Annotated in this window: 19 protein-coding genes; 5 read left to right on the top strand and 14 right to left on the bottom strand. The window is 30.7% G+C overall.

What is annotated here, in order from left to right; all coding sequences use genetic code 11:
* The first annotated feature begins 308 nt into the window (after positions 1-308).
* Positions 309-2,315, top strand: a complete 2,007-nt coding sequence (locus Q0921_RS01900) for a right-handed parallel beta-helix repeat-containing protein (RefSeq protein ID WP_299252451.1) — start codon at positions 309-311, stop codon at positions 2,313-2,315.
* Positions 2,316-2,363: 48 nt separating this feature from the next.
* Here Q0921_RS01900 and Q0921_RS01895 read toward each other — a convergent pair whose 3' ends face one another.
* The 14 genes from Q0921_RS01895 to Q0921_RS01830 form a co-directional block, all read right to left on the bottom strand.
* Positions 2,364-3,323 (bottom strand): hypothetical protein, encoded by a 960-nt coding sequence (locus Q0921_RS01895; RefSeq protein WP_299252449.1) that lies wholly within the window; start codon positions 3,321-3,323, stop codon positions 2,364-2,366.
* A gap of 3 nt (positions 3,324-3,326) precedes the next feature.
* The gene (locus Q0921_RS01890) at positions 3,327-4,643 is read right to left on the bottom strand and encodes an MBOAT family protein (protein ID WP_367183313.1); all 1,317 of its coding nucleotides are present in this window, start codon (positions 4,641-4,643) and stop codon (positions 3,327-3,329) included.
* A gap of 106 nt (positions 4,644-4,749) precedes the next feature.
* Complete coding sequence (locus Q0921_RS01885) at positions 4,750-6,138, bottom strand: phenylacetate--CoA ligase family protein (RefSeq protein ID WP_299252443.1); 1,389 nt, start codon at positions 6,136-6,138, stop codon at positions 4,750-4,752.
* Between the two features lie 5 nt (positions 6,139-6,143).
* Positions 6,144-7,283: a glycosyltransferase family 1 protein gene (locus tag Q0921_RS01880; RefSeq protein ID WP_299252440.1), complete on the bottom strand. Its 1,140-nt coding sequence runs from the start codon at positions 7,281-7,283 to the stop codon at positions 6,144-6,146.
* Positions 7,283-8,173, bottom strand: a complete 891-nt coding sequence (locus tag Q0921_RS01875) for a glycosyltransferase family 2 protein (protein ID WP_299252437.1) — start codon at positions 8,171-8,173, stop codon at positions 7,283-7,285. Before Q0921_RS01875 ends, Q0921_RS01880 begins: the two co-directional genes overlap by 1 nt.
* Positions 8,174-8,269: 96 nt before the next feature.
* Entirely contained in the window at positions 8,270-9,364 is a 1,095-nt protein-coding gene (locus tag Q0921_RS01870) for an EpsG family protein (protein ID WP_299252433.1), read from the bottom strand.
* Between the two features lie 83 nt (positions 9,365-9,447).
* Complete coding sequence (locus Q0921_RS01865; protein ID WP_299252430.1) at positions 9,448-10,659, bottom strand: glycosyltransferase; 1,212 nt, start codon at positions 10,657-10,659, stop codon at positions 9,448-9,450.
* Positions 10,660-10,768: 109 nt separating this feature from the next.
* A complete protein-coding gene (locus Q0921_RS01860) occupies positions 10,769-11,548 on the bottom strand; it encodes a glycosyltransferase family 32 protein (RefSeq protein WP_299252427.1) in 780 nt (259 codons plus the stop codon).
* Positions 11,549-11,559: 11 nt separating this feature from the next.
* Positions 11,560-12,537: a polysaccharide pyruvyl transferase family protein gene (locus Q0921_RS01855; protein WP_299252424.1), complete on the bottom strand. Its 978-nt coding sequence runs from the start codon at positions 12,535-12,537 to the stop codon at positions 11,560-11,562.
* 22 nt (positions 12,538-12,559) lie between these two features.
* Positions 12,560-13,840: a hypothetical protein gene (locus Q0921_RS01850; protein ID WP_299252420.1), complete on the bottom strand. Its 1,281-nt coding sequence runs from the start codon at positions 13,838-13,840 to the stop codon at positions 12,560-12,562.
* Between the two features lie 6 nt (positions 13,841-13,846).
* Complete coding sequence (locus Q0921_RS01845) at positions 13,847-15,388, bottom strand: oligosaccharide flippase family protein (protein WP_299252415.1); 1,542 nt, start codon at positions 15,386-15,388, stop codon at positions 13,847-13,849.
* A 51-nt stretch (positions 15,389-15,439) separates the two neighbouring features.
* Positions 15,440-16,720 carry a nucleotide sugar dehydrogenase gene (locus Q0921_RS01840; protein ID WP_299252410.1) on the bottom strand — a complete coding sequence of 427 codons (1,281 nt, stop codon included), beginning with the start codon at positions 16,718-16,720 and terminating at the stop codon, positions 15,440-15,442.
* A 38-nt stretch (positions 16,721-16,758) separates the two neighbouring features.
* The gene (locus Q0921_RS01835) at positions 16,759-17,757 is read right to left on the bottom strand and encodes an SDR family oxidoreductase (protein ID WP_299252405.1); all 999 of its coding nucleotides are present in this window, start codon (positions 17,755-17,757) and stop codon (positions 16,759-16,761) included.
* A gap of 254 nt (positions 17,758-18,011) precedes the next feature.
* The gene (locus Q0921_RS01830; protein WP_299252401.1) at positions 18,012-20,009 is read right to left on the bottom strand and encodes a dehydrogenase E1 component subunit alpha/beta; all 1,998 of its coding nucleotides are present in this window, start codon (positions 20,007-20,009) and stop codon (positions 18,012-18,014) included.
* Positions 20,010-20,305: 296 nt separating this feature from the next.
* Between Q0921_RS01830 and Q0921_RS01825 the strand changes: the two genes are divergently transcribed.
* The 4 genes from Q0921_RS01825 to Q0921_RS01810 are packed head-to-tail and all read left to right on the top strand — an operon-like array spanning position 20,306 to position 23,445.
* Positions 20,306-21,256 carry a 2-oxoglutarate and iron-dependent oxygenase domain-containing protein gene (locus tag Q0921_RS01825; RefSeq protein ID WP_299252398.1) on the top strand — a complete coding sequence of 317 codons (951 nt, stop codon included), beginning with the start codon at positions 20,306-20,308 and terminating at the stop codon, positions 21,254-21,256.
* 9 nt (positions 21,257-21,265) lie between these two features.
* Positions 21,266-21,595 carry a translation initiation factor gene (locus Q0921_RS01820; RefSeq protein ID WP_299252395.1) on the top strand — a complete coding sequence of 110 codons (330 nt, stop codon included), beginning with the start codon at positions 21,266-21,268 and terminating at the stop codon, positions 21,593-21,595.
* Between the two features lie 31 nt (positions 21,596-21,626).
* Positions 21,627-22,565, top strand: a complete 939-nt coding sequence (locus Q0921_RS01815; RefSeq protein ID WP_299252392.1) for a DUF1835 domain-containing protein — start codon at positions 21,627-21,629, stop codon at positions 22,563-22,565.
* A gap of 1 nt (position 22,566) precedes the next feature.
* The gene (locus tag Q0921_RS01810) at positions 22,567-23,445 is read left to right on the top strand and encodes a nucleoside phosphorylase (RefSeq protein ID WP_299252389.1); all 879 of its coding nucleotides are present in this window, start codon (positions 22,567-22,569) and stop codon (positions 23,443-23,445) included.
* Positions 23,446-23,453 lie beyond the last annotated feature (8 nt).

The raw sequence follows: 23,453 nt of genomic DNA, 5'->3' as shown, positions 1-23,453 counted from the left end.
TCTTACGTAATGTGTGGAATTTCCACATAATATAGATTTGTCTTGTTTTTGTTTATGCGATAATCAAAAATTTAACATTTAAAATGAAATAGAGCAAGAAACCACTGAATATCAAACAATTAATATGTTTTATAGATAATAAAAAACATATTTAAACCTAAAATTTACTTGAAAACCGTAATTTTTTAAATCTTTATCAATCAATTATTTACGTTGTTTATAAAAAATAGAAAAAATTCGACATAACATACAATAACCTCGATAAAGACCCGTTATCTAAAACAGATAACCAAAAAAATGTCCCCCCTATGAAAAAAGTGCCTTATTTTTTGTTACTTATTTTTGCTCTTTACGTCACTTCTTGTAGTACTGAAAATTTTGATGATATTACACAAGAGGTAAGTGATGAAGATCCCGACACTACTGACCCTGATACTGATGACCCCGACGAAGACGTAAACACATCAGATACTCCTTGTGATTTCGATTTATTTGATATTGCTGCTAACTCTACAGTTGTGATCGATTGTATTTTAGATTTAGAAGGAGAAACTATTAATCTACCAGATGGTGTTATATTGACATTTGATGGTGGAGATATAATTGGAGACGGTATCCTTAACTTCTCTGGTGGTGGTAAGATTGCTGGGGAACTATTAAGCTCTAAGGTAACATTATTAGGTGACGTAACTCTTATTGATCCTATTTTCAAATTTGTTGCTTCTAGATGGAAAAATATTAAACAAGGTCAAACAACCTCTGATATAGCATTAAAAAACAATACTGAATTAGAAAAACTTTTTTTTGATATAAAAGAAATGGGAGGTACAACCTTTGAAATGGGCAAGTTTGACGCTTATTTTGAAACTACAAAGGTTACTAGCACGACGACTAATCAAAACTTCTATGCCTCATCTGAAGCCGTTAATCTACCTTCCGACTTTCATTTAAAATTGTCTAGTGAAACTGTTTTACGTCAGTTCCCAGCAGAATCAGGGGTCGAAAACGGTACGATATTAGCTGTTAGAGATGTTTCTAACGTTACGATAAGCGGTCCTGGTACACTTATGGGAGATCGTGATGATCGTATTTATTCTCCTGGAGATATTGGATTAGAAGGAACTCATCTTTTGCATATTCACGCAAGTAGAAATATCACTATTGATGGAGTAAACTTTGTAGAGGGTTCTAAGGGCGCCATTCATATTTATTCTTTAGGTTTTTCATTCAATCCAGACTATATACCAACTAGAACGGTAAAAGTTCTAAATTGTAAATTTACGGATATCCGAAGAATGTCTATTGCATTAACAGACGGAAGCGATATTTTAATTGAAGGTAATACTTTTAAAAATATCGGTCAACCTTCTGCTAATTCTGATGGTGGCGAAGTTGGTCATGCTATCAATATTGAAGCTTATAGAAGGAGAGATGATAATGGCAACTTACTGGAATATGAAAAAGCATATGACATTACCATACGTAAAAACAAAGAAGAAAATAGCCGAGTTGGATTTGCAACTGTTCATATTGGTCAAGATGTAACTATAGAAGAAAATGAAATTTCAACCAACATTTCATACACCCTTGCATCAAAAGTAAGAATCATCAACAATAAATTAACGGCTCAAAATAGTGATGAAAACTACGGAATCTTGGCCACCGGTGAAGGAGAGACAGTTTTCAGCAATGAAGTTTCTAACAATAGTATTTCTGGATATAATATAGGTATATCAGTAAATACTAAAGATTTAATTGTTAATAATAATATTATTTCAAATTGTGAAGGCGGGATTCAACTAATAAAGGCTATTAATGTAAAGTTAAACAATAACACTATTCAGGCTAAAAACAATGGTATTATTGCGGTAAACACCTACGCAGATAATATTACATTTAAAGGCAACAGCATAACGTCTGATGGTTTTCATGTTAAGCTTTCTGGAGTTAACCAGAATACAACAGAATCTGGCTATAGAATCACTTTTGATGACAATAATGAGTTTTTTAACAATAGACAAGTATCATTTTATAACACCAACGGTGTAGTATTTAAAAATAATATAGTGAACGGCGGAATAGAAATAGGTAATTCTTCTAACATAGAAATAGGTGAAGCTTCTTCCGCTCAAACAACAAACGAAATTTACCCTTCCGAAAGTGACGGTATCCGTATTTATGGAGATCAAAATAACGTTTCTATTTTTAATAATGCTATTAACGAACCAACTGGTGCAGAGAGATTCCAGTGTATTAATAATAATGCCAATAATCCAAATGCGGTTACTATTGCTAATAACATATGTAATCAGTAGACACACTCTAGAGAAGAATTAAAACAAGTAAAAAGTCAGAACATTTAATTAATATTCTGACTTTTTACTTTCTACCAAATTTCTATTTTTTATTTCATCAGCCAAATATTTACAAAACAATTGAGCTCCATCGTTATTTAAATGTGACGTATCATGAAATAATTCATGTTTATATTTAAACTGCGTAGCATTAAAAAAATTCACAAAAGGTATATTTTCTTTTCCTGCTATTTCCTTGATTTTATTATAAGAAATATTATTAGAGTGATCAACTTCACTAAAAGTCGGTGAAGTAACAAATAATAAACTAATACCCTTATTTTTTGCAGTAGAGATAAAGTTTTTCAACCCCATGACAAAATTTTCATCAATTTCTTCAACATACTCTTTAATTAAAATCTCTTCACTTTCATCTACAACTGATTTTACTTGACCAGATAATGGGCGATATCCATTATAATCAATCTGAGGGGACAAATAGTACTTAATAGCGTGTATAACTGTAGAATTCGTTTGATAAGATTTAAAAAACATTTTAAAATCTATAAGTTTAGATTTCAACCCTAATATTGGTCCAAGCTCTTCATCATAATCAGAGTAGTACGGATGTAAATCACTTAATCTATCATATGCAACTTTTGATTTATAAAGAAAATTTTCATCTATATTTAAGATAATCAAATCTGGCTTAGTTCTTTTTAAAATCATTTTTAACATTGCAGTATGGTAGAGCAATTGCTGTCCTTCTGCACCTACATTGTAACAAGTTTTACCAAGCTCTTTTTCAAAAACTTTTGGGACATAATGCCTATGCGCATGAGAGCTGCCAAAAATCAAAATTTTAGAGTCTGTATCTTTAATGGCATAAGTAGATCTAGCATACTTGCCTGTTTTTTGATTAAAAAATATTTGCTTAGAGATAGTACCCAATACTAAATCTGCAATCAGAAAGATAACTACAAACTTTGCTAACTTAATTAACGACAATTTAAATTCTTTTTTAATCATCCTTTAAAATTGAAAATAAATAAATTGACTTTCTCCAAATACTCCTAAGTATAAAATCAGATAAATTAAAACAGCATACCCCACGAATCTTATGAATTCGAACTTATTTTGTGAAATAGAAAAAATAGCATTAAAGTACTCTTTCTTTATTTCTACCAAAAGAAGAATTGCTATTGATAATGTAGCATATAATGATGCTGCAATATCATCTCCACTACCTATATATAGTCTGCCCGGAGAAGTGAAAATCATTTTTATAATATATAATGCTTGTTCGATGCTATTTGCACGAAAAAATATCCAGGCAAAATTTATTAGTAAAAAAGTAAGTAATATATTAATCAAACCTTTTCTTTTCTTTCTAAAAAGCTGAACTTCTAGAATCAAATAAATACCATTTAGAGCACCCCAAACTACAAAAGTCCAATTAGCACCATGCCACAATCCACTAATTAAAAAAGTAATGAACATATTAAAAAGCCAACGTAGTTTTTTCGTTCGATTACCTCCAAGTGGAATATATACATAATCTCTAAACCAGGTAGATAATGAAATATGCCATCTAGTCCAAAACTCACTTACAGAGGCTGCAAAATAAGGTCTTCTAAAATTTGTCATAAGATCAAATCCAAAAAGTTTTGACGTCCCGATAGCAATTAATGAATATCCTGCGAAATCACCATATATCTGAAAAGCAAATAAAACAGTAGCTGCGATAAAACTTAATCCATCGTGATTTTCTACATTATTATAAACTGCATTAACATAAATAGCCGCACGATCTGCAACGACTAATTTTAAAAAGAACCCCCATATTATTAGTTTTAGACCATACGAAAAACCTCTATAAGTAAAAGTTCTTTTGTTTAAAAACTGGGGTAATAAATTAGTAGCCCTTTCAATTGGTCCGGCGACAAGTTGTGGAAAAAAAGATACAAAAGCAGCAAAGGCAATAAAATCTTTTGTTGGCTTAAGCTTTGCTTTATAAATATCTATGGAATATGAAAGTGTCTGAAAGGTATAAAATGAAATACCTACAGGTAAGATAACTTTTAGTGTCCAAGTATTTCTCATCTGATATCCAAAAGAATTAAAAAGATCAACCCAGGAATCAATAAAGAAATTAAAATATTTAAAAAAACCTAATAAACTTATATTAAACAGAATACTAACCCAAAGCCATCTTTTTTTTATCGATACATTTTTTGATTGATAGATCCGAAACCCTACTAAATAATCCATCAACGTACTCAGTGCTATTAAAGAAAGAAAACGCCAATCCCACCAACCATAGAATACATAACTGGCAGCTAATATCAATAAATTTTGAAGATTGATTTTTTTGTATACTACAAACCAATAGAGTGAAAATACAATTAGCAGAAAAAGAAAAAAATCGAGAGAGTTAAAAAGCATAGGATAAAAATCAATTCTTAATTTTATCTTTAATATTGTTCTTGATCAATCTAAACTTACCACTTTTTTCAACCGGTATTTCATCCACATACCTTACTCCTATTTTGATGCTATTACCAACTCTATCTCTTAAATTTTTCAGAAATTTTTTTTCATATTCAGTAGTATAAACTACCGAGTCTTTTTCAATCAAAACCAAAAGTTCCTTAATAGAGTCTTGTTGAATTTGAAATTTAACAATTCCTTTTACACCTTTAAGACAGTTAGAAATATTCCCTAAATTGATTTTCCCTATTTCTTCTGAATAAATATAATCAGAAATTCGGCCAAGGATTTCTTTAACCAAAGGATTATTATTTCCGCAATTACAGGTGTCATCAGAAAGTTCAATTTGATCTCCAATGTCGTATCGAATAAGAGGTGTCCCGTGTGTATTAAAAGATGTTATAATCATTCTTCCCTTATTTACAGGATTACAATTCTCATCCAAAACTTCAAAAACTCCACTTTGTAATTCGAGATGCAAATTTTTATTTTTACATTCTAAAATAAACGGCGCGCCTTCGGAAGATGCATATTGGTTATATAAATTGGTTTTAAAATATCCCTCTAAAACAGCACGAATATCATCAGTAATTGTCTCTGCTGTGGGAAATATAGCTTTTACTATATTTGCAGGGAAATCAATATTATTAGCAATACCATATTTTGCAATTTCATACATGGTAGAAGGAAAACCTACCATATATAGAGGTTTATATTTTATTAAATTTTCAATATAATATTTTAGATATTTACCGTGTATATGAAATGTTGAATAGTATCTTACGTTATATATATGATCTGTTTTCCAAAACCTGTTTTTTTTAATATCCTTTTGGGTCAAAAGATTTTTACCACTAAACCAAGCTGTTTTCTTACCCAATTTATAACCAAAATTACTTCTAAAATCATCTAATAAAGCAAACCTTTCTTGAATATCATCCTTGGTATACAATACCTCTAGAGATTTTCCTGTAGTTCCCCCGGTTTTAGAGATCACCCCTCTACTCCTTTCAATAGTATAAATATCTGAAATATTATTTCTTAATGTCTCTTTGTTTATTATTGGAAGCTGGTTTATATTAGATAAAACGTCTGGAGATTTTATTTCGCTTAAAATTTCAGTGTAATATCCAGAATATTTTTTTGCATATTTAATAAAACTACTATATTTTTTTGCTTGAACATCTTTTAATTGATCAGTTGATAAATTTCTATTTTCTAAATAGTGTTTTATAAAGTGCCTGTATTTACCAGAATATCTTTTTTTGTAAGCCAAAATATTATAAATAGATACAATACTGTTTTGTATAAAGTGAGGGGATTTTTCGTAGATTTTTTCCTGTAAATTACCCATACTATTTATTGTCCTTGTTTTAAATAAAAATTCTGAAATATTTCAGTATTCTTTTGAATATCGTAACCTTTGCTTTCAATTACATCAAAATTATTAACTTTTTCGTCCGATACTTTTTCTAAAATTCTGTTTGCCCATTCTTCTGGTGGAGATGTAATAGGAAGAAATTCAATATCCTCTGTTAAATATACTTCATCTGTAATCTTATCTGAAGCAAAAACCTTAAGCCCAGCTGATTGAGCCTCTATTAAAGTAACTGGTAATCCTTCATAAAAAGATGGAAAAACAAATACATCTAACATTTGATATAACTGGGGTATATCAGTTCTCACTCCTAAAAAAAGTATTTTATTATCAATACCTAAATTCTTAGCTTCTACCTCTATCTTATTTCTTAAAGGTCCGTCTCCTATAAGAACTAACACACAATTATCTTTCTTTTTAACCAAACTGTTAAAAACATTTAATAAGTATGAATGATTTTTTTGACTTGTAAACCTCCCAACGTGACCAATGGTTAATTGATCATCTAAATCATATTTCTTTTTATATGTAGCACTAACTACTGGATCATAAGCAAAAGCTGCAGCATTTATAGCATTATTCATTATAGTGAACAGATTCTTTTCTCCGAACAACCACTTTCCGGCCTTTTCTCCACAAGAAAAATTATGTGTTGAGTATTTGTTAATTTTCTTTTTAAGTTGAAATTTAATTAGTTTTTTGAACGTTTCCTTAAGGCTTTCGTTATTTGGTAATAAGTCTTTTAATTTTATTTTTTCTATGGCAATATGAGCGTGTGCAATCCTACATTCTATTTTAAATTCTTTTGCAATTTTTAATGGAAAACAACTAAATGTATTCAAATGAGAGTGAATAATATTGTATGATTTATGCTCTTTAAAAAAATTTCTTAACTCATTATAATAGGTATTAGGGAATAATGGATTAATAGGGTTTAATTTATAAATTTCACCACCCATACTTTCTATTTCATCATCAAAAGCTGCTCTCTCTTTTCTATGTACTAGAAAATCAAACTGAACTTTATCTCTGTCTATAGCTCTATAATAGTTCATAATCATGGATTCTGCTCCTCCACGATTCATAACAGTAAAAACTTGTAAGATTCTAATAGCTGCCATTAAAATTCATTTTTTGTTTTAAATCTAATATATAAGTTCAGCAGAATTCCCAATGGTATAGCCAAAATTGTTGTGATTTTTTTAGGAGATTCATTTACAAAAGCTCCATTTTTTATGAATATAGAACTAGAAACATAATGAATAGCATTTTTAAATCTATCTTTAAAGTTTTCTGCTAGTTTCATTCTACTTTTTCTCGAAAATGCAAAACCTCTAGGATGTCGTCTATATTGTTTTAATATATTCATACTAGATCCATCTTCCATATATTCTACGATACAAAATACCTCATTTACAGGAAATAATTTATAATCCTGATCTATGAGCTGATATAAGTATCCTAATGGGACAAAACGTTCTCCTTCGAAAATTGGATATGCTGGATATTTTTTAACGACATCTGTTCTTAGTACTAATTTTTTATCTCCTTTTACACCATACCTATTATAAATATTATATAATGTTACTTCTTTTAATGAATCTGGTATTTTAGTACCTATAATAGCTCCTTTCTTATCAGCGTCTAATCCAACTAAACCTGCCAATTCTTGTTTATCCTTGATAATTTCCCAGTTAAAAAGAATTTTTTCAATTGCATCATCCGGCATGAAATCATCACTATCAATACATACATTAAGTGTTGTATTTATTAAACGATATGCTGCATTATGCCCGCCATGCATTCCTTGATTTTCTTGATAATGATATTGTATATCTATTTTATTTTCATCAATCCATGAAGATACTAATTCTTTGGTATTATCAGAGGAGCCATCATCGATAATAAGCCAAGTAAAGTCTTGATTAGTTTGTCTTATATAACTTTGATAGCATTGATCCAGACAGTAAGCTCTGTTATAAGTAGGAGTAAATACTGTTATAGTTTTCATCTGTCTTTATTTATTGTTTTTTATTGTTTCTTATCTTCGATCATAAGATCTCGAAGTATACTAATAATTCTATAAATCACATATAATTAACTATCATCATTTATATAAATAATACATTAAATAAGTGAATGAAAAATAAACTGTCATTACTTTACCGGTCATTAAATGATGTTTTACAAATGATTCTTTTTTAAGAAAAGGATAAATAATAATTAATCCCATCATAAACCAGGATAAGTAAGCAAATCTATTAGAGAAATTAGCTTTAATAATCAATATCCAAAATCCATTACATATTAAATAGGTAACTAAGAGTCGAGAATATAATTTATCCTTAAATTGTTTCTTAAATATAAAGTACCAACCAGCAAAAACTGCAAATGCACTATGAAATAAAAAATCCCAACGAAAACCTGTACTAGAAAAAGTGCCTTCTTCTGCTTGACTGGTTAGATACCCCGAAAGTCTATCGTCTGCAAAGCCTAAACTACTAAAAAAAGAAATCCATACACTACTTAATAAAAGTGATAATGGTATACATACAAGCCATCCTATTAAAAAACTCTTAGGATTGCTATAAAAATAGGTTATCACAAACGCTATTACGGGTAAAAACATAGTTTTATGAAATGAGACTGAAAGTAAAAAAAACAATCCCATGATTACTTTTTTCTTATGATAAGATATTCCCCATAAAAAAAATGAAGTCGCTAAGCCATTTCGGATGCCATTGACTCCATAAGTATAGAAAGAAAATGATACTACAAACATAAAGAAACAGTAAAACCAATATTCTTTAAAAAATCTCTTCGAAATTGTATAAAGAGGAAAAACATAAAGAAATACACATAAAGTAAAAAAGCCATGCACGTTCATGAATGCTGAACAAAACTTCATGAATATATGAAAAAACACATCCTTATCCGAAGTAATATCACCTCCAGTGACATAATACTGAAAATACCTGGAGTATATAATGGTATCTCCAAAATAACGACCACTTATTGGCCGAAGACCTAAATATAAAATAACACTAAATAATATGAAATACCCAACTAAATTTGTAAATAATAAGTTCTTCCCACTAGAAATTGGCAATACCGCTGAGTTCAAAAAACAGAATAATGTTATTATTAAGAGTATATTAATATACAACCCAAAATAATTTTCTAACGGAATAAAATCAATCATTAAATTTTATATTATTCATTATCTTTTACAATTAAAAACTGTACACTTATTAACCTCTATTAGAAGTCATATTGGATTTTCCTTTATTTATTAATTGGTTCTAAATACTGATTTGAAACTAAATCCACATCGAATTTATTTAAAAGGTCATTTTTGCTTTTTTCTAATGATTTCTCAAAATTATCGCTTTTCAGAACTTCATACATGGCATCAGCAAAATTATGTTCTTCCTTTACAAACTCATCTGATTCTGGAATTGCTAATGTTCCTTTGTAAAAATTAGGAGTAATAATACCAGATTCTACTTCTACATTTTGGTCAAAAACCTTAATATCTTCAGTACTCATCAATTCTAAAATCCCATCTGTACAACACGAGGAAACTATTGGTATTCCTAAAGACATAGATTCGACAATAACATTTGGAGTACCTTCATACAGAGATGATAATGCCAACATCTTAGATTTAATTAAATATTGATACGGGTTACTTTTTCTTCCTAGAAAAACTATCTTATCAGATAATTTAAATTTAGATATTAAATTTTTACTGTATTCTATTACCTCTTTTACCCCATCACCCACAAAAACAAGTGTCGCATCTTTATACTTTTCTTGTAAAAGATAAAAAGATTTTATTAAATGCCACGGAGATTTCTGATGTGATAATCTTCCTAAAAATAGAATTACATTTCCTGTAAACAATTCTTGTTCACTTCTATCTTCTATGCATTTTAACGACTTATTTTTAATTTCGGCCAGATCGTGAGGATTATATATAATCTCGAGATTATCAAGTTTATAATCACAGTTCTCAATAAGATCTTTTTTTATTGCCTTACTTATACAGACTAGTTTATTAAGCTTTTTGAAACTTGTTTTAAAACAAAATCTCAACAACTTATTTAGTAATGTAGGGTTGTTTAATTCAACACTTTTTAAAGCATGTATACTACCAATCTTAAAATCCTTAGTAAAAGTTAATGAACTAAATATATTAGACATATCTCCAAAAGCAATGGAATGCGTAAACTTTTCTTTTTTTATGATTTTACGAATCATCAATGGTGCTTTTACATAAAACATCAAACGTTCTGTTTTTGACATTTCATTGAAATCATATGGCTTTAAATATAATTCATCTTCATCAAAATTTATAATATCATTATCTAATTTAATTATTTTCAAGGCTTTTACTACATATCCCTGATTTTTATAATGATTATAGAATGTAAATGCTAAACGTTCCATACCCCCTACACTTCCATAAGGCATAATTAATAAAATTTTCTTCATTCTTTAATTACCAATAAATGATTAAATATATTTGTCTTTTGACCCCATACTTTTGATGAAACTAGCATCTATGTTTTGTTATTTTCTTAATTCTAATTTCAAACCTTAATTACATCTTATTTGACAAAAGAGACTTTAACTCTTTTAATTTAAACACCTTAATAATAGTCGCAATAGTTTTCACTCCAAATAAACCAATCATTTTACGTTTTACATTGGGAAGGAATGTTATTTTCTTAGGTAACCAAGACATCGCAAAGTGATGTATCGAAAAAGTTCTTTCCGTTTTTTCGATAATTCCTGTACCATGGTTTTTTGCACAAAAAAAATCCTTTGGAAACATATAAAGCTCATTTGAAGAATTGCTAAAAGAAAGGTTTTCTATTTTAGGATTTTCCAATTCTATAATTGTATGATTTTTTTGAATATTTTCCATCATTATCCTAGGTAATGTTAACGTATCGTAACTGCCATCATCTTTTATAAATGATCGGTTTTCATAATGAATTAAACAATCGGCAATCCAGTCTGAATTTTTTTCAGAACCAAAAACTCCAGCTTCAATAATACCTCCACCTTCAGAACCAAAGAAATATGGCAAATGCAATAAAGAATCAAAACTCTTAAGCACTTCTATGTCAGTATCTAAGTAGATTCCCCCATATTTATGCACAGCATATAACCTTATATAATCGGCAGCAAAAGCATATTTTTTGGTTTTGAATGCTTGTCTAACCCAATCATTATCATCTATCGGAAATTTTTTTGTGTCCCATAATACAAATTCATAATCGGGAAGTTTTTCTTGCCAAGTCTGAACGCATTTTTTAATTAAATCAGGATATTCATCACCACTCAACCAACAAAAATGTATTATTTTAGGTATCATATAATTATTTGTTATTTTCCAGCTTGAATGAATTCCTTACACGTTTGTTTTAGTGGTTCTGCTAACTTATGATGCAATTCCAGGTTCTTAACCATTGTATTTTCTTTTATTTTTCCTTCTAACCCAAAATTACTAGTAAAGTTTCCTGTCTTACTATCTATGTCTATACGGTTGAATAATTCTAAAATGCCATCGAATCGACAAGAATCAACAAAACTATCAAATCCATTTACGAAAATTACAGGTGTACCCATAGCTAGACATGGCAATGCACAATGAATCCTAGAAGTAATAACCAGTTTCGCTCTCGCATATTTATTCAATAGGCTTTCTGCCATTTCAAATTTTTCTACATCCGTATATGTATTGGAAGGAGGTTCTTGATTAATAAACTCCGCACTAGCTAATACCTCAGAGCTAATAAAGTTTTTTAAATGCTTTTTCTTTTTTCCTAGTTGAAAAGCTGTACCATTAAGTACATTTCTAATAGTTTGTTTATAATTATAAAATATTCTTTCCGGTCTTGGATAGCTATATAAAGGATCCACAATATAAATATTATCTCCTCTTTCTGAATCGTCTACTTTATATGAATCTAATGTAAGTGTTAAACAACCTGTAAAATGTGCATCAATACCCTTAGCCTTTAAGGTATCAGCAGTAAACTGATCCCTACATCCGATAGGTTCATGTTTTTTTAGATAAGCAATTCCTTTCTCGCTAAGCATTCCAGGAGCCGCTGTATTATTCATATGAAAAGATACAAACAAAGGATTTATATCTTCTGAAGGCACCCAATTATTGGTGTTATGCGTAAACCAACCATTCATAATAAGTTTTACTGGATCGCCATGATAATCACCTAACCTTTCTCTATTTAAGAAAACATTTACTTCAGGTAAAAACTGTTTTGCCGCTAAACTTTGAATATTGTCACCAACATTAAAAAACCGTTTATTCTCGTCGTATGTAAGTAGTCCATGTTTCATCAATTATTATGCTTTAGTTCTATTATTTTTTAATTTTTTTGTAAAGATCTATTAACCAAGGAAATTTATTTCTAAATATAAACTTAAGTCTTTGTTTTCCTTTATTTTGATTATTAAGTTTTTCTTCTAGTAATCGATCAATCTTACCTTCTCTTATTTCATTTATTCGTAACAATTCTACATCTTTATTATTAAAGACATAGAATTGATCAGAATTCTTTGCTTTTTCCATCAACTCCCACCAAAAATATTTAAGCCCCGTAGTTGCGCCACCTATTTTTATCGTCTCAAAAATCTTTGTGTATACATCCATATTTACATTGAATCCATAATCATTAGGATCTTTATCATTTAAAATGATCCCCAAAATTGTTCTAAAACATTTTTCGCAATTACTACAATTAAATTCTTCTCTAAACTCCGAATAACATACTCTCAGTTTAAATTTAGTATTGCTTTCGCTTGCGAATTGTGCTATAAGGTCAACCTTATCCTGTCGTTTGAGCTCATACCCGTCGTGAATTACTTGAACAGAAGCCCAAGTAATTTTATTATCAATTTCTGGAGTAGACCCCCAAGCGACATCAACTTCTTTGGTATAAGAAGATGCTATATATATAGAGGAATAGGAATTAACATATGAAATCGGTGCTACGGAACCTATTAGTGAAAGCCCATGCTGTACTTTTCCCCACCATCCAATATCTTCTAATAACAATTCTACCTGATAGGTATAAAATCCTCTAACATTGGTTTCTATATATTCTTTACCATTTTTTTTAAGTAATTTTTCAGTTTCTACAAAATCTGTAAAATCTTTCCATTGGGATTGGTCGTCAATTCCAATATCTGCGCCAAGAATAGTTATTAAATCAGGAGTTTTATCCTTAACTCTTATATATGTGGCATATGCATCCACACCTCCACTAAAAAGCATAGCTGACTCTGATCCAATAATACTATTTTTAACCAATTTCTTGACTATCAATTCACCTCCAAGTTGATGAGTTGGATACTGTTTTTCAAATTCGATTTTCACTAAGCTCACTGCATTATAAAAATCCTCGTCCAACTCAGGAATTTCTATCTTAAAATCACCAAACCAAGCAATAGGTAGTACATTAGAAAGAAAAGGAATTACCGAAATACTATCAGGAACATCACTAACATCTATTCCATATTTGGCATAAAAAGGGTGTTCTTTATCAAATAACTTCTGAAGTTTGGAATCAACAGAATAATCATAAATAATTTTCTTGCCTTCATCCAAATACGATATTTTATGAAGTTTTAGTTTTTCCATCACAGTTTATTTTCTCTTTAACAAAAAAGCAAGAGGTTTTTTAAATAATTGTCTCTCATATTCTTGCATTCCTAAAAAGTACATCAAAATTGTAAATATTACAGTATACGTCCCTCCCTTCAGAACAAAATTTATCCACCCATTCCCAGGAATAAAATTAATAAAATAACCTATCAAAACTACAAAAAGCACAACCAATAAAGTCTTATGAAGTAATTCTTTAAAAAATCGAAAAATATTCAAACCTATTGTGTTATGATAATAAAAGTTCATTACATTTTGTACTACAAGCCATCCAGCAACTAATCCTGTAATCATACCTATTGCACTATATTCTATAGCTAAAAAACCTCCTAATACTGTTCCTAGGAGCATAAATACAAGGTACAACACTGCTTTAAAGGATAATTTATTTTTAGCTTCAAGAATAGAATTACCAAATGCCTGTAATAAAGGAAGTGTATAACCCACCATAATCATTAAGGCAATAATATAAATCTCCCTACATTCTTTTATATTATATCGAGCATCTCCTTCAAGCTCTCCTCCACCAACCCATAAATTAATGAATTGTTCTCCATAGAGCATAAAAGCTCCTAATATATACATCAATATAATGAAAGACAATCTACCTAGCTTAATCATCATACTTGTTAAATCTTCGCCTGTCGCATTATTTACAGACATCTGTGTAGCTCTTGGTAAAAACACACTTGAAATAGCTGTCGAAAAAGCTCCGTAGTATGTTCCTAATGCAATTCCAAGTCCATAAATTCCTAAAACTTTAGGGACACTTATAGCTCCCAACACCCAACTTCCTGATTTCCATTGTAACATGCCAACAATAGAAAACACGAAAATCCAACTAGAATACTTAAAAATTTGTTTAATATATTTTTTGGAGAGTTCGTGTAATTTAAACTTAACTTTAAGCTTTCTAATTACAAAATGTGCAGATACTGCAATAGTGAGAAGGTTAAATATTGTATCCACAATAACAAGGGATATTGCTCTACCTCCATACAATAGAACCATTACAACTGTAAATGATCTTAAAAGATATCTAATGACACTTACAGACTCAGGAAACACAAAAGACTCATATCCTTTACATATCCCAGTAAAAATCATACCAGGTAATTGAACGGCTAAATTAAAGATTAAAATTACAAACATTAACTTAGCTATTCTGAGTTCTTCTGGGCTAAACTTGGTGAAATACGAATCTATAAAGAAATAGAAAATAATCCCTAAAACAATAACCAACATAGAAACCCCTAAATACAGTAATCTGATTGTCGCTAAAAAATTCTCTTCTCCTACTCTATCTTTTTCTGCTCTATATTTAGCAACAAAACGAACAACAGTATTAGTAAGACCAAAATCTAATAATGCTATCGTACCAATTAAAGCACCAATTGCATTAAAAATTCCATACTCATCTTTTCCTAAATAACTTACAATTAATGGTGTTATCATTATCCCAATGACATTAGTAAGAAAAATTTTTAAATAGGTAAGTAATGCTCCTTTTTTTAATTGGCTCAATGTGGTTGGTTTAAAAAGTTGTTTTATGTTTAATACAAAAAACTTTTTACTCTAAAGTCTTCCGTCTACTTTTTCTTCTAATATTCCCTTAACATCGTATAAAACTCCATTTGGTTTTAATAATGATTTCAGATTTATGTCCAGGTACTCTTTATGCGCCACAGTTAATACAACAGCATCAAACTTAGAATTTGGCAATGCTGTTACCGTTTCCAGGCCATATTCATGTCTTACTTCTGATGGATTTGCCCAAGGATCATAAATAGTAATATCTGTTCCAAAATCTTTTAGATTACTGATAACATCAACAGCCTTAGTATTTCTAACATCCGGACAGTTTTCTTTAAAAGTAATCCCAAGCACCAAAATATTAGCTCCTTTAATCTTTATATCGTGATTAACCATTAATTTGATAACCTCTGATGCAACATATTGTCCCATACTATCATTCAACCTTCGTCCTGCTAATATAATTTCTGGATGATAACCAAATTCTTGTGCTCTTTGAGCTAAATAATAGGGATCAACTCCAATACAATGTCCACCAACTAATCCTGGTTTAAAAGGCAAAAAATTCCATTTAGTCCCTGCTGCTTTTAGCACCTCATTAGTATCTATATCCATTAGATTAAAAATCTTGGCTAACTCATTTACAAAAGCAATATTAATATCTCGTTGAGAATTTTCTATTACTTTAGCAGCCTCCGCTACTTTTATTGTTGGGGCTAAATGAGTTCCAGCAGTAATTACAGAGGCATACAATGCATCTACTTTCTTACCTATCTCTGGAGTAGAACCTGCTGTTACTTTTAGTATTTTTTCTACAGTGTGTAATTTATCTCCTGGATTGATACGCTCTGGAGAATATCCAGCGTAAAAATCTTCATTAAATTTTAACCCACTTATTTTTTCTAATACAGGAATACACTCTTCTTCTGTAACTCCAGGATAAACTGTGGATTCGTAAATAACGATATCTCCTTTTTCCAGCACTTTACCAACAGTTTCACTGGACTTGTACAAAGGAGTAAGATCAGGTCTATTGTTTTTATCTACGGGAGTTGGAACTGTAACTACATAATAATTACAATCTTTGATATCCTCTAAATCAGCAGAACAATATAATCCTTGATCCATTTGAGTATTATTTTTTAATACAGACTGTAATACTTCGTCTTCTACTTCTAAAGTGGTATCTGTTCCAGACCTTAATTCATTGATTCTATTTTGATTAATATCAAAACCAATTACAGGAAATTTTGTTGCGAATAATCTAGCCAAAGGAAGGCCTACATACCCTAAACCTATTATTGCTATTTTAACATTTTGCATCTTTGTGGTTATTTATTTTATTTATCAGTTATCTAAAGCTACTTTAAATTATGCCAATACCATTTTACAGCTTCTTTTAATCCTGATTTTATATCAAACTGGGGATCATATCCAAGAAGTGTTTTAGCTTTATCAACAGAAGCCAAAGAATGAGGTACATCCCCTTTACGTTCAGGGCCTATTTCAACTCCTACATTTATAATTTCGGAATCAAACTCCGATAAATATTCTTTTAGTAACGTAACTAATTCGTTTAAAGTAGTTCGTTCTCCAAAAGCAGTATTATATACATTATTCAAAGCTTCTTTATTATCAGAAACAATAGCTCTTAAATTCATTTGAATTACATTATCGATATATGTAAAATCTCTAGAAAAAGATCCATCACCATTAATTACAGGTGATTCATGCTTCATAAACTGCATTACAAACTTAGGAATCACCGCTGCATATGCTCCATTAGGATCCTGTTTACGTCCAAATACATTAAAATAACGTAATCCAATAGTATCTAAATCATACGTTCTTTTAAAGTTATCTGCATACAATTCATTCACATATTTGGTAATGGCATATGGTGATAAAGGTTTTCCGATCTTATCTTCTATTTTTGGCAAGGCCTTAGAATCTCCATAAGTAGAGGAACTAGCTGCATATATAAAACGTTTAACCCCAGCATCTCTAGAAGCTACAAGCATATTAAGAAAACCTCCTACATTTACATCATTACTAGTAATTGGATCATTTATTGACCTCGGTACAGACCCTAAAGCGGCTTGGTGTAATATATAATCAACACCTTGGCAAGCCTTCTGACAATCTTCTAGATTCCTAATGTCACCTTCAATAAATATAAAGTTTGGATTTTCGTTTATTGCAGATAGGTTTTTCTTATGTCCTGTTGCAAAATTATCTAAACCTATAACTTTACTGCCTTTTTCTAGTAAAGCTTCGCATAGATTCGATCCGATAAAACCTGCTGCTCCAGTAACTAAAACAGTAGAAGAACTTAAAAGCTCTAATTGATTAGTATTCATGTATTTCTTTATTATCCCTTGATTTTTAATCCCCTACGCTATGTTTATCACATAGACGGCGCGAAATTAAGATTAAACAATAGAACACACAACTTATATCAAAGGGGATTTTAACCCTTAATAAAATGACAATGTTCCGTTATCCCATAAAAAAATCAATTCATCGATTAAAAAATAACAAAACACTGTAAATCAAGCACATAAATTTTTACTCATTTTTATTAACAAAAACGTTTTCATAATAAAAACAGGTATTAATACGCACATAAATCTAATAACTCTTTTTCGAACCTGTTTTTAGGCAAATATTGAGACTCTAAGTTTGGTTGAAAAGGAATTGGTGTTTCTAAACTTGCAACTCTTTTTACTGGTGCATCCAAGTATTGAAAACAGTTCTCCATAATCAATGCGGAAATATCTGAAGCTATACCTCCAAACATAGAATCCTCTTGTAAAATAATAGCTTTACCAGTTTTCCTAACTGATGATAAAATTGTTTCAATATCCAATGGCTGCAAGGTTCTTAAATCAATAAGATCTGCTTCAATTTCCGAACGCTTTTCTAAGATTTCCAAAGCCCAATGCACTCCTGCACCATAGCTTATAACCGTTACCTGATCTCCTTCCTTTATAACAGAAGCTTTACCAAAAGGAATAGTATAATACCCTTCTGGCACCTCTTGCCTAACACTACGATACAACGCTTTATGTTCAAAAAACAATACTGGATTAGGATCTTCTATAGAAGTCAATAACAAGCCTTTTGCATCAAGCGGAAAAGCAGGATACACTACTTTCAGACCTGGAGTTTTTGTAAACCAAGCTTCATTAGTCTGACTATGAAACGGTCCAGCACCTACTCCACCACCACAAGGCATTCTAACCACAATATCAGCGGACTGATTCCAGCGATAATGAGATTTAGCTAATAAATTTACGATAGGGTTAAATCCAGAAGAAACGAAGTCAGCAAACTGCATTTCTACAATTGCTTTTATATTATTGACAGATAACCCATATGCGGTAGAAATTACAGCTGACTCACAAATCGGAGTATTACGAACTCTATCTTTTCCAAACGCTGATACAAAACCATCAGTAATTTTAAAAACCCCTCCATAATCTGCAATATCCTGCCCCATAATAACAAGATCCTTATATTTACGCATTCCTTCTTTTAGACTATCTGCGATTGCATCAACAAGCCGGAGCTCCTTCGAAGAAATATTAGGTTGAGTTTCCTTAAATTCAAATGTTTTATAAACATCTTTCAACTCTTTATCCAAATAAACTTGAACCTTTTGTTCTTCATTAGCCCTCTGCCAATGTGTTTCTATTTCTGTTTTAATAGTCGATCTTGTCTGGAGATCCTCATCTTCGAAAAGAATACCGTTTTCAACAAGATATCCTTTATAATTTTCTATCGGATCTTTTGAAGCCCAATACTGCATTAATTCTTCAGGGACATACTTTGTACCACTTGCTTCCTCATGACCACGCATTCTGAAAGTTTTAAACTCCAACAAAATAGGTCTTGGATTTTGTCGTATACTCTCTGCCAATTTATTTACTTTGTCATAAACTTCTAATACATTATTGCCATCAATAACGTGCGATTCCATACCATACCCTATACCACGATCGGCAAGATTATTACAATTATATTGTTCACTTGTTGGTGTAGATAACCCATATCCATTATTCTCAATACAAAATAATACAGGCAAACTCCATACAGATGCAATATTTAATGCCTCATGAAAATCTCCTTCACTCGTACCCCCTTCACCCGTAAATACAGCAGTAGTTTTATTCTTTTTTTTCAAAAGATTCCCTAGAGCAATTCCACAAGCAACTCCTAGTTGTGGCCCCAGATGCGAAATCATACCTACGATATTATATTCTTGCGTTCCAAAATGAAACGAACGATCTCGTCCATTAGTAAACCCTTTAGCCTTACCTTGCCACTGACTAAAAAGTCGATATAACGGAACATCACGAGTAGTAAACACACCTAAATTACGATGCATCGGCAAAACATATTCATCTTTATGCAATGCAGCTGTAACTCCTACGGAAATAGCCTCTTGTCCTATACCACTAAACCATTTAGAAATTTTCCCTTGACGTAGTAATATCAGCATTTTTTCTTCAATCAGCCTTGGTTTCAACATTTTGAAATACAAAGAAACGAGTAATTCATTACTGTACTCTTTCTTATCAAAATCTAATAACAATTTCTCTTCTGCCATACTGTTCAAAAATCAATTTGCCTTAATAATAATTGGTTTTCCTAAATTGGAAAATAGTAAAGTAAATGTACTTATTTTTATTTCAGAAAAAAACCGCCAAATACCGATAATACTATGTAGTTGTTAATTTAACTCTAAACAATTATACTAATTAATTAAATTTACCACACTTTAGTGCTAATATGTCAAAAAATAATTATTTTGACAGTTATCTACTATATTTTAAAAAAAGACATAATCTATGATGTGTATTTAATGAAATACATTTATTTTAGTTAAAGAAAAATTTAATACCCATGAATAACATACCAAGTGTAGATCTTTCGGATTTTTTATCTGAAGATCCATCACGTAAGCAAAAATTCGTTGATGAAATAGGAAAAGCCTATGAAGAAATAGGTTTTGTAGCGTTAAAAAACCACTTTCTAAGTGATGATTTAGTACAAGAATTATATAAGGAAGTAAAAGCTTTTTTTACTTTACCATTAGAAGATAAGCAGAAATATGAAATCGAAGGATTAGGAGGACAAAGAGGTTACATTTCTTTCGGAAAAGAACATGCGAAAGGCAAAAAAGAAGGTGATTTAAAAGAATTTTGGCATTTTGGTCAAGAACCTTCTGAAGACGCTAATTTATTAGAAGAATACCCGCCTAATGTAATTGTAGAGGAATTAAAAGATTTTAACCATACTGGTATGGAAGCTTATAGAATGCTTGAAAAAACAGGAATTTATGTTCTTAGAGCTCTTTCAATTTACATTGGTCTAGATGAATTCTATTTTGATCATTGGGCCAGTAATGGAAATAGTATTTTACGTCCTATTCATTACCCTCCTATTACTGAAGAACCAAAAGGAGCGGTGCGCGCAGGAGCACATGGTGACATCAACTTGATTACATTATTAATGGGGGCCTCTACTGGTGGATTACAAGTACAGCGCAAAGATGGTGAATGGATTGATGCCATACCACAAGAGGATGAATTAGTAATCAATGTAGGAGATATGCTTGAACGTCATACTAACAACAAATTACGTTCTACTATACATAAAGTAATCAATCCGCCAAAAGAACAATGGGAGGAACCTAGATATTCTATTCCATTCTTTATGCATCCTAGAAGCGATATGAAATTAAATTGTTTAGAAGAGTGTATTACAGAAGATACCCCTAAACAGTATAAAGATATTACTGCTGGTGATTTTCTGCATCAACGACTAGTTGAAATTGGATTGATTAAGAAGTAATTTCTACATATGGATTTAAAAGATCAATTAAAAAACTTATTTCCTGATCACGAACCTACTGAAGAGGAAAAGGATTTAAAAAAGGAAGATGGTATTTGGATGCAGGATGATCCAATTATCTGTAAATATGAGAAAAGAAAAGGAAAACCTATTACCATATTGGAGGGATATACAGGTGCGGATGAAGATTTCAAGAAACTTGCTAAAGAAATAAAAACAAAATTAAGCGTTGGAGGAAGTTTTAAGGACGAACGTATTATAATTCAGGGAGACTATCGTGATAAGATTATGGATATCCTAAAAGCAAAAGGGTTTAAAGTGAAAAGAGTTGGCGGATAATTTTATCGCATAATAAGAAATAGATACATACTTGGGGGCTAAAACATTACATATTACGAATGGCGATAGTTTAACAGATCGTTTAAAAGAACTTAATCTTGTTAATGGAGAATTCTTGATTTGGAGGGAGATGCTTTGCGAAGGTCCTACAGACATAAGAATTGAAACTAACAAAGCGATTGAAAGACGTAAAGGATTTCTAAAGAAATACTATAGAATTGCTAATGATGATTACGAAGAAAAGTTTATAAGTCAATTGAATAAATTGAACAATCTAGAAAAGTATGATGAAATTGTACTTTGGTTCGAATATGATCTTTTCTGTCATATCAATATGATTGCTGCTATAAGCTTATTACTGCGAAAAGAAATCAAAGATACTCCAGTGTATCTGGTTTGTAGTGGCAGAGTTGAGAATTCCAAAAAATGTTTAGGATTATGTGAGTTATCAGATGTTCAACTAAAAAAACATTTTGAGGATAAAATAGCATTAAACATCAACGATTTAGAATTAGCTTCCCACGTTTGGACATTATATTGTGAATCGAACCCAAATAAAATTGCGGGACAAATCAAAAAACAATCATCTTTTGATTATTTATCTATATGCTTAAGAGCACATTTGCAAAGATTTCCTAATATGCTAACGGGCCTTAATATCTTAGAACACAATATTCTTCAAATGGTAGATACATATGAAATCAAGAATATAAAACAATTAATGGGCTATACACTAGAATATCAAGGATTCTATGGATATGGTGATATGCAGATGAAACGAGTATTGGCAAGGCTATTTCAATTTTTTGATCAAACTAAAGAACGACTTTTACTATCCGAACGAGGCAAATTAGCATTACAAGAAAAAAAGAATTTTTATAATACACAAACACTAGATTGGTATTATGGAGGAGTCAAAAAATATGATTACCTGTATAATAACGATACACATAATTTACTAAAATTGTAATATGGCCATAGCCGAATCAGAATTAATTCTTAACCCAGATGGTAGTATTTATCATCTAAATCTAAAACCGGAGCATCTGGCAAAAACCATTATCATAGTTGGTGACCCAGATCGTGTAGAACGAGTTACTAAATATTTTGATACTGTAGAGTATACAATCAGTAAAAGAGAGTTTCATACTCAGACAGGAACATATCAAGGAAAAAGACTGACTGTACTATCAACCGGTATTGGCACAGACAACATAGATATAGTTTTTAACGAATTAGACGCTTTAGTTAATATTGATTTCGAAACAAGGGAAATTAAAAAAAATCACACATCTCTTAATATTATTCGTGTGGGTACTTCTGGAGCTATACAAAAAGAAATTCCAATAGATAGTTTCATCGTTTCTGAACTTGCTATTGGTTTTGATAGCCTACTCCACTTCTACAACAGTAAAGACATTCAATTTACCCAGATTTCTGAACCTTTAGTAAAGCACTTGAATTGGGATAAAGATAAATCTACACCTTATGTAGTTTCTTTTGACAAAAAATTAGGGAGACATATGCAGAGTGACCAAACCAGTAAAGGATTTACAGTTACAAATGTCGGATTCTATGGTCCTCAAGGGAGGGTTTTGAGACTACCAACATCAGACGTTTCATTGAATGACAAAATAGCATCCTTTAGCTATGCTGACAAAAAAATAACAAATTTAGAAATGGAAACAGCTGGGATATATGGAATGGCAAAACTTCTTGGTCATCGTGCTGTATCTATGAATGCAATGATAGCGAATAGAGCAACAGAACAATTCAGTAATGACCCGAAAAAAGCTGTTGATAATCTTATTAAGTATACTTTAGATAAAATTGCGAGTTATCTGGACTAGATTTAACC

The organism is uncultured Aquimarina sp. (assembly GCF_947496855.1).
GTDB lineage: Bacteria > Bacteroidota > Bacteroidia > Flavobacteriales > Flavobacteriaceae > Aquimarina.
Note: the sequence above shows the minus strand (reverse complement) of the source record. Positions and strands in the feature narration are given on the sequence as shown.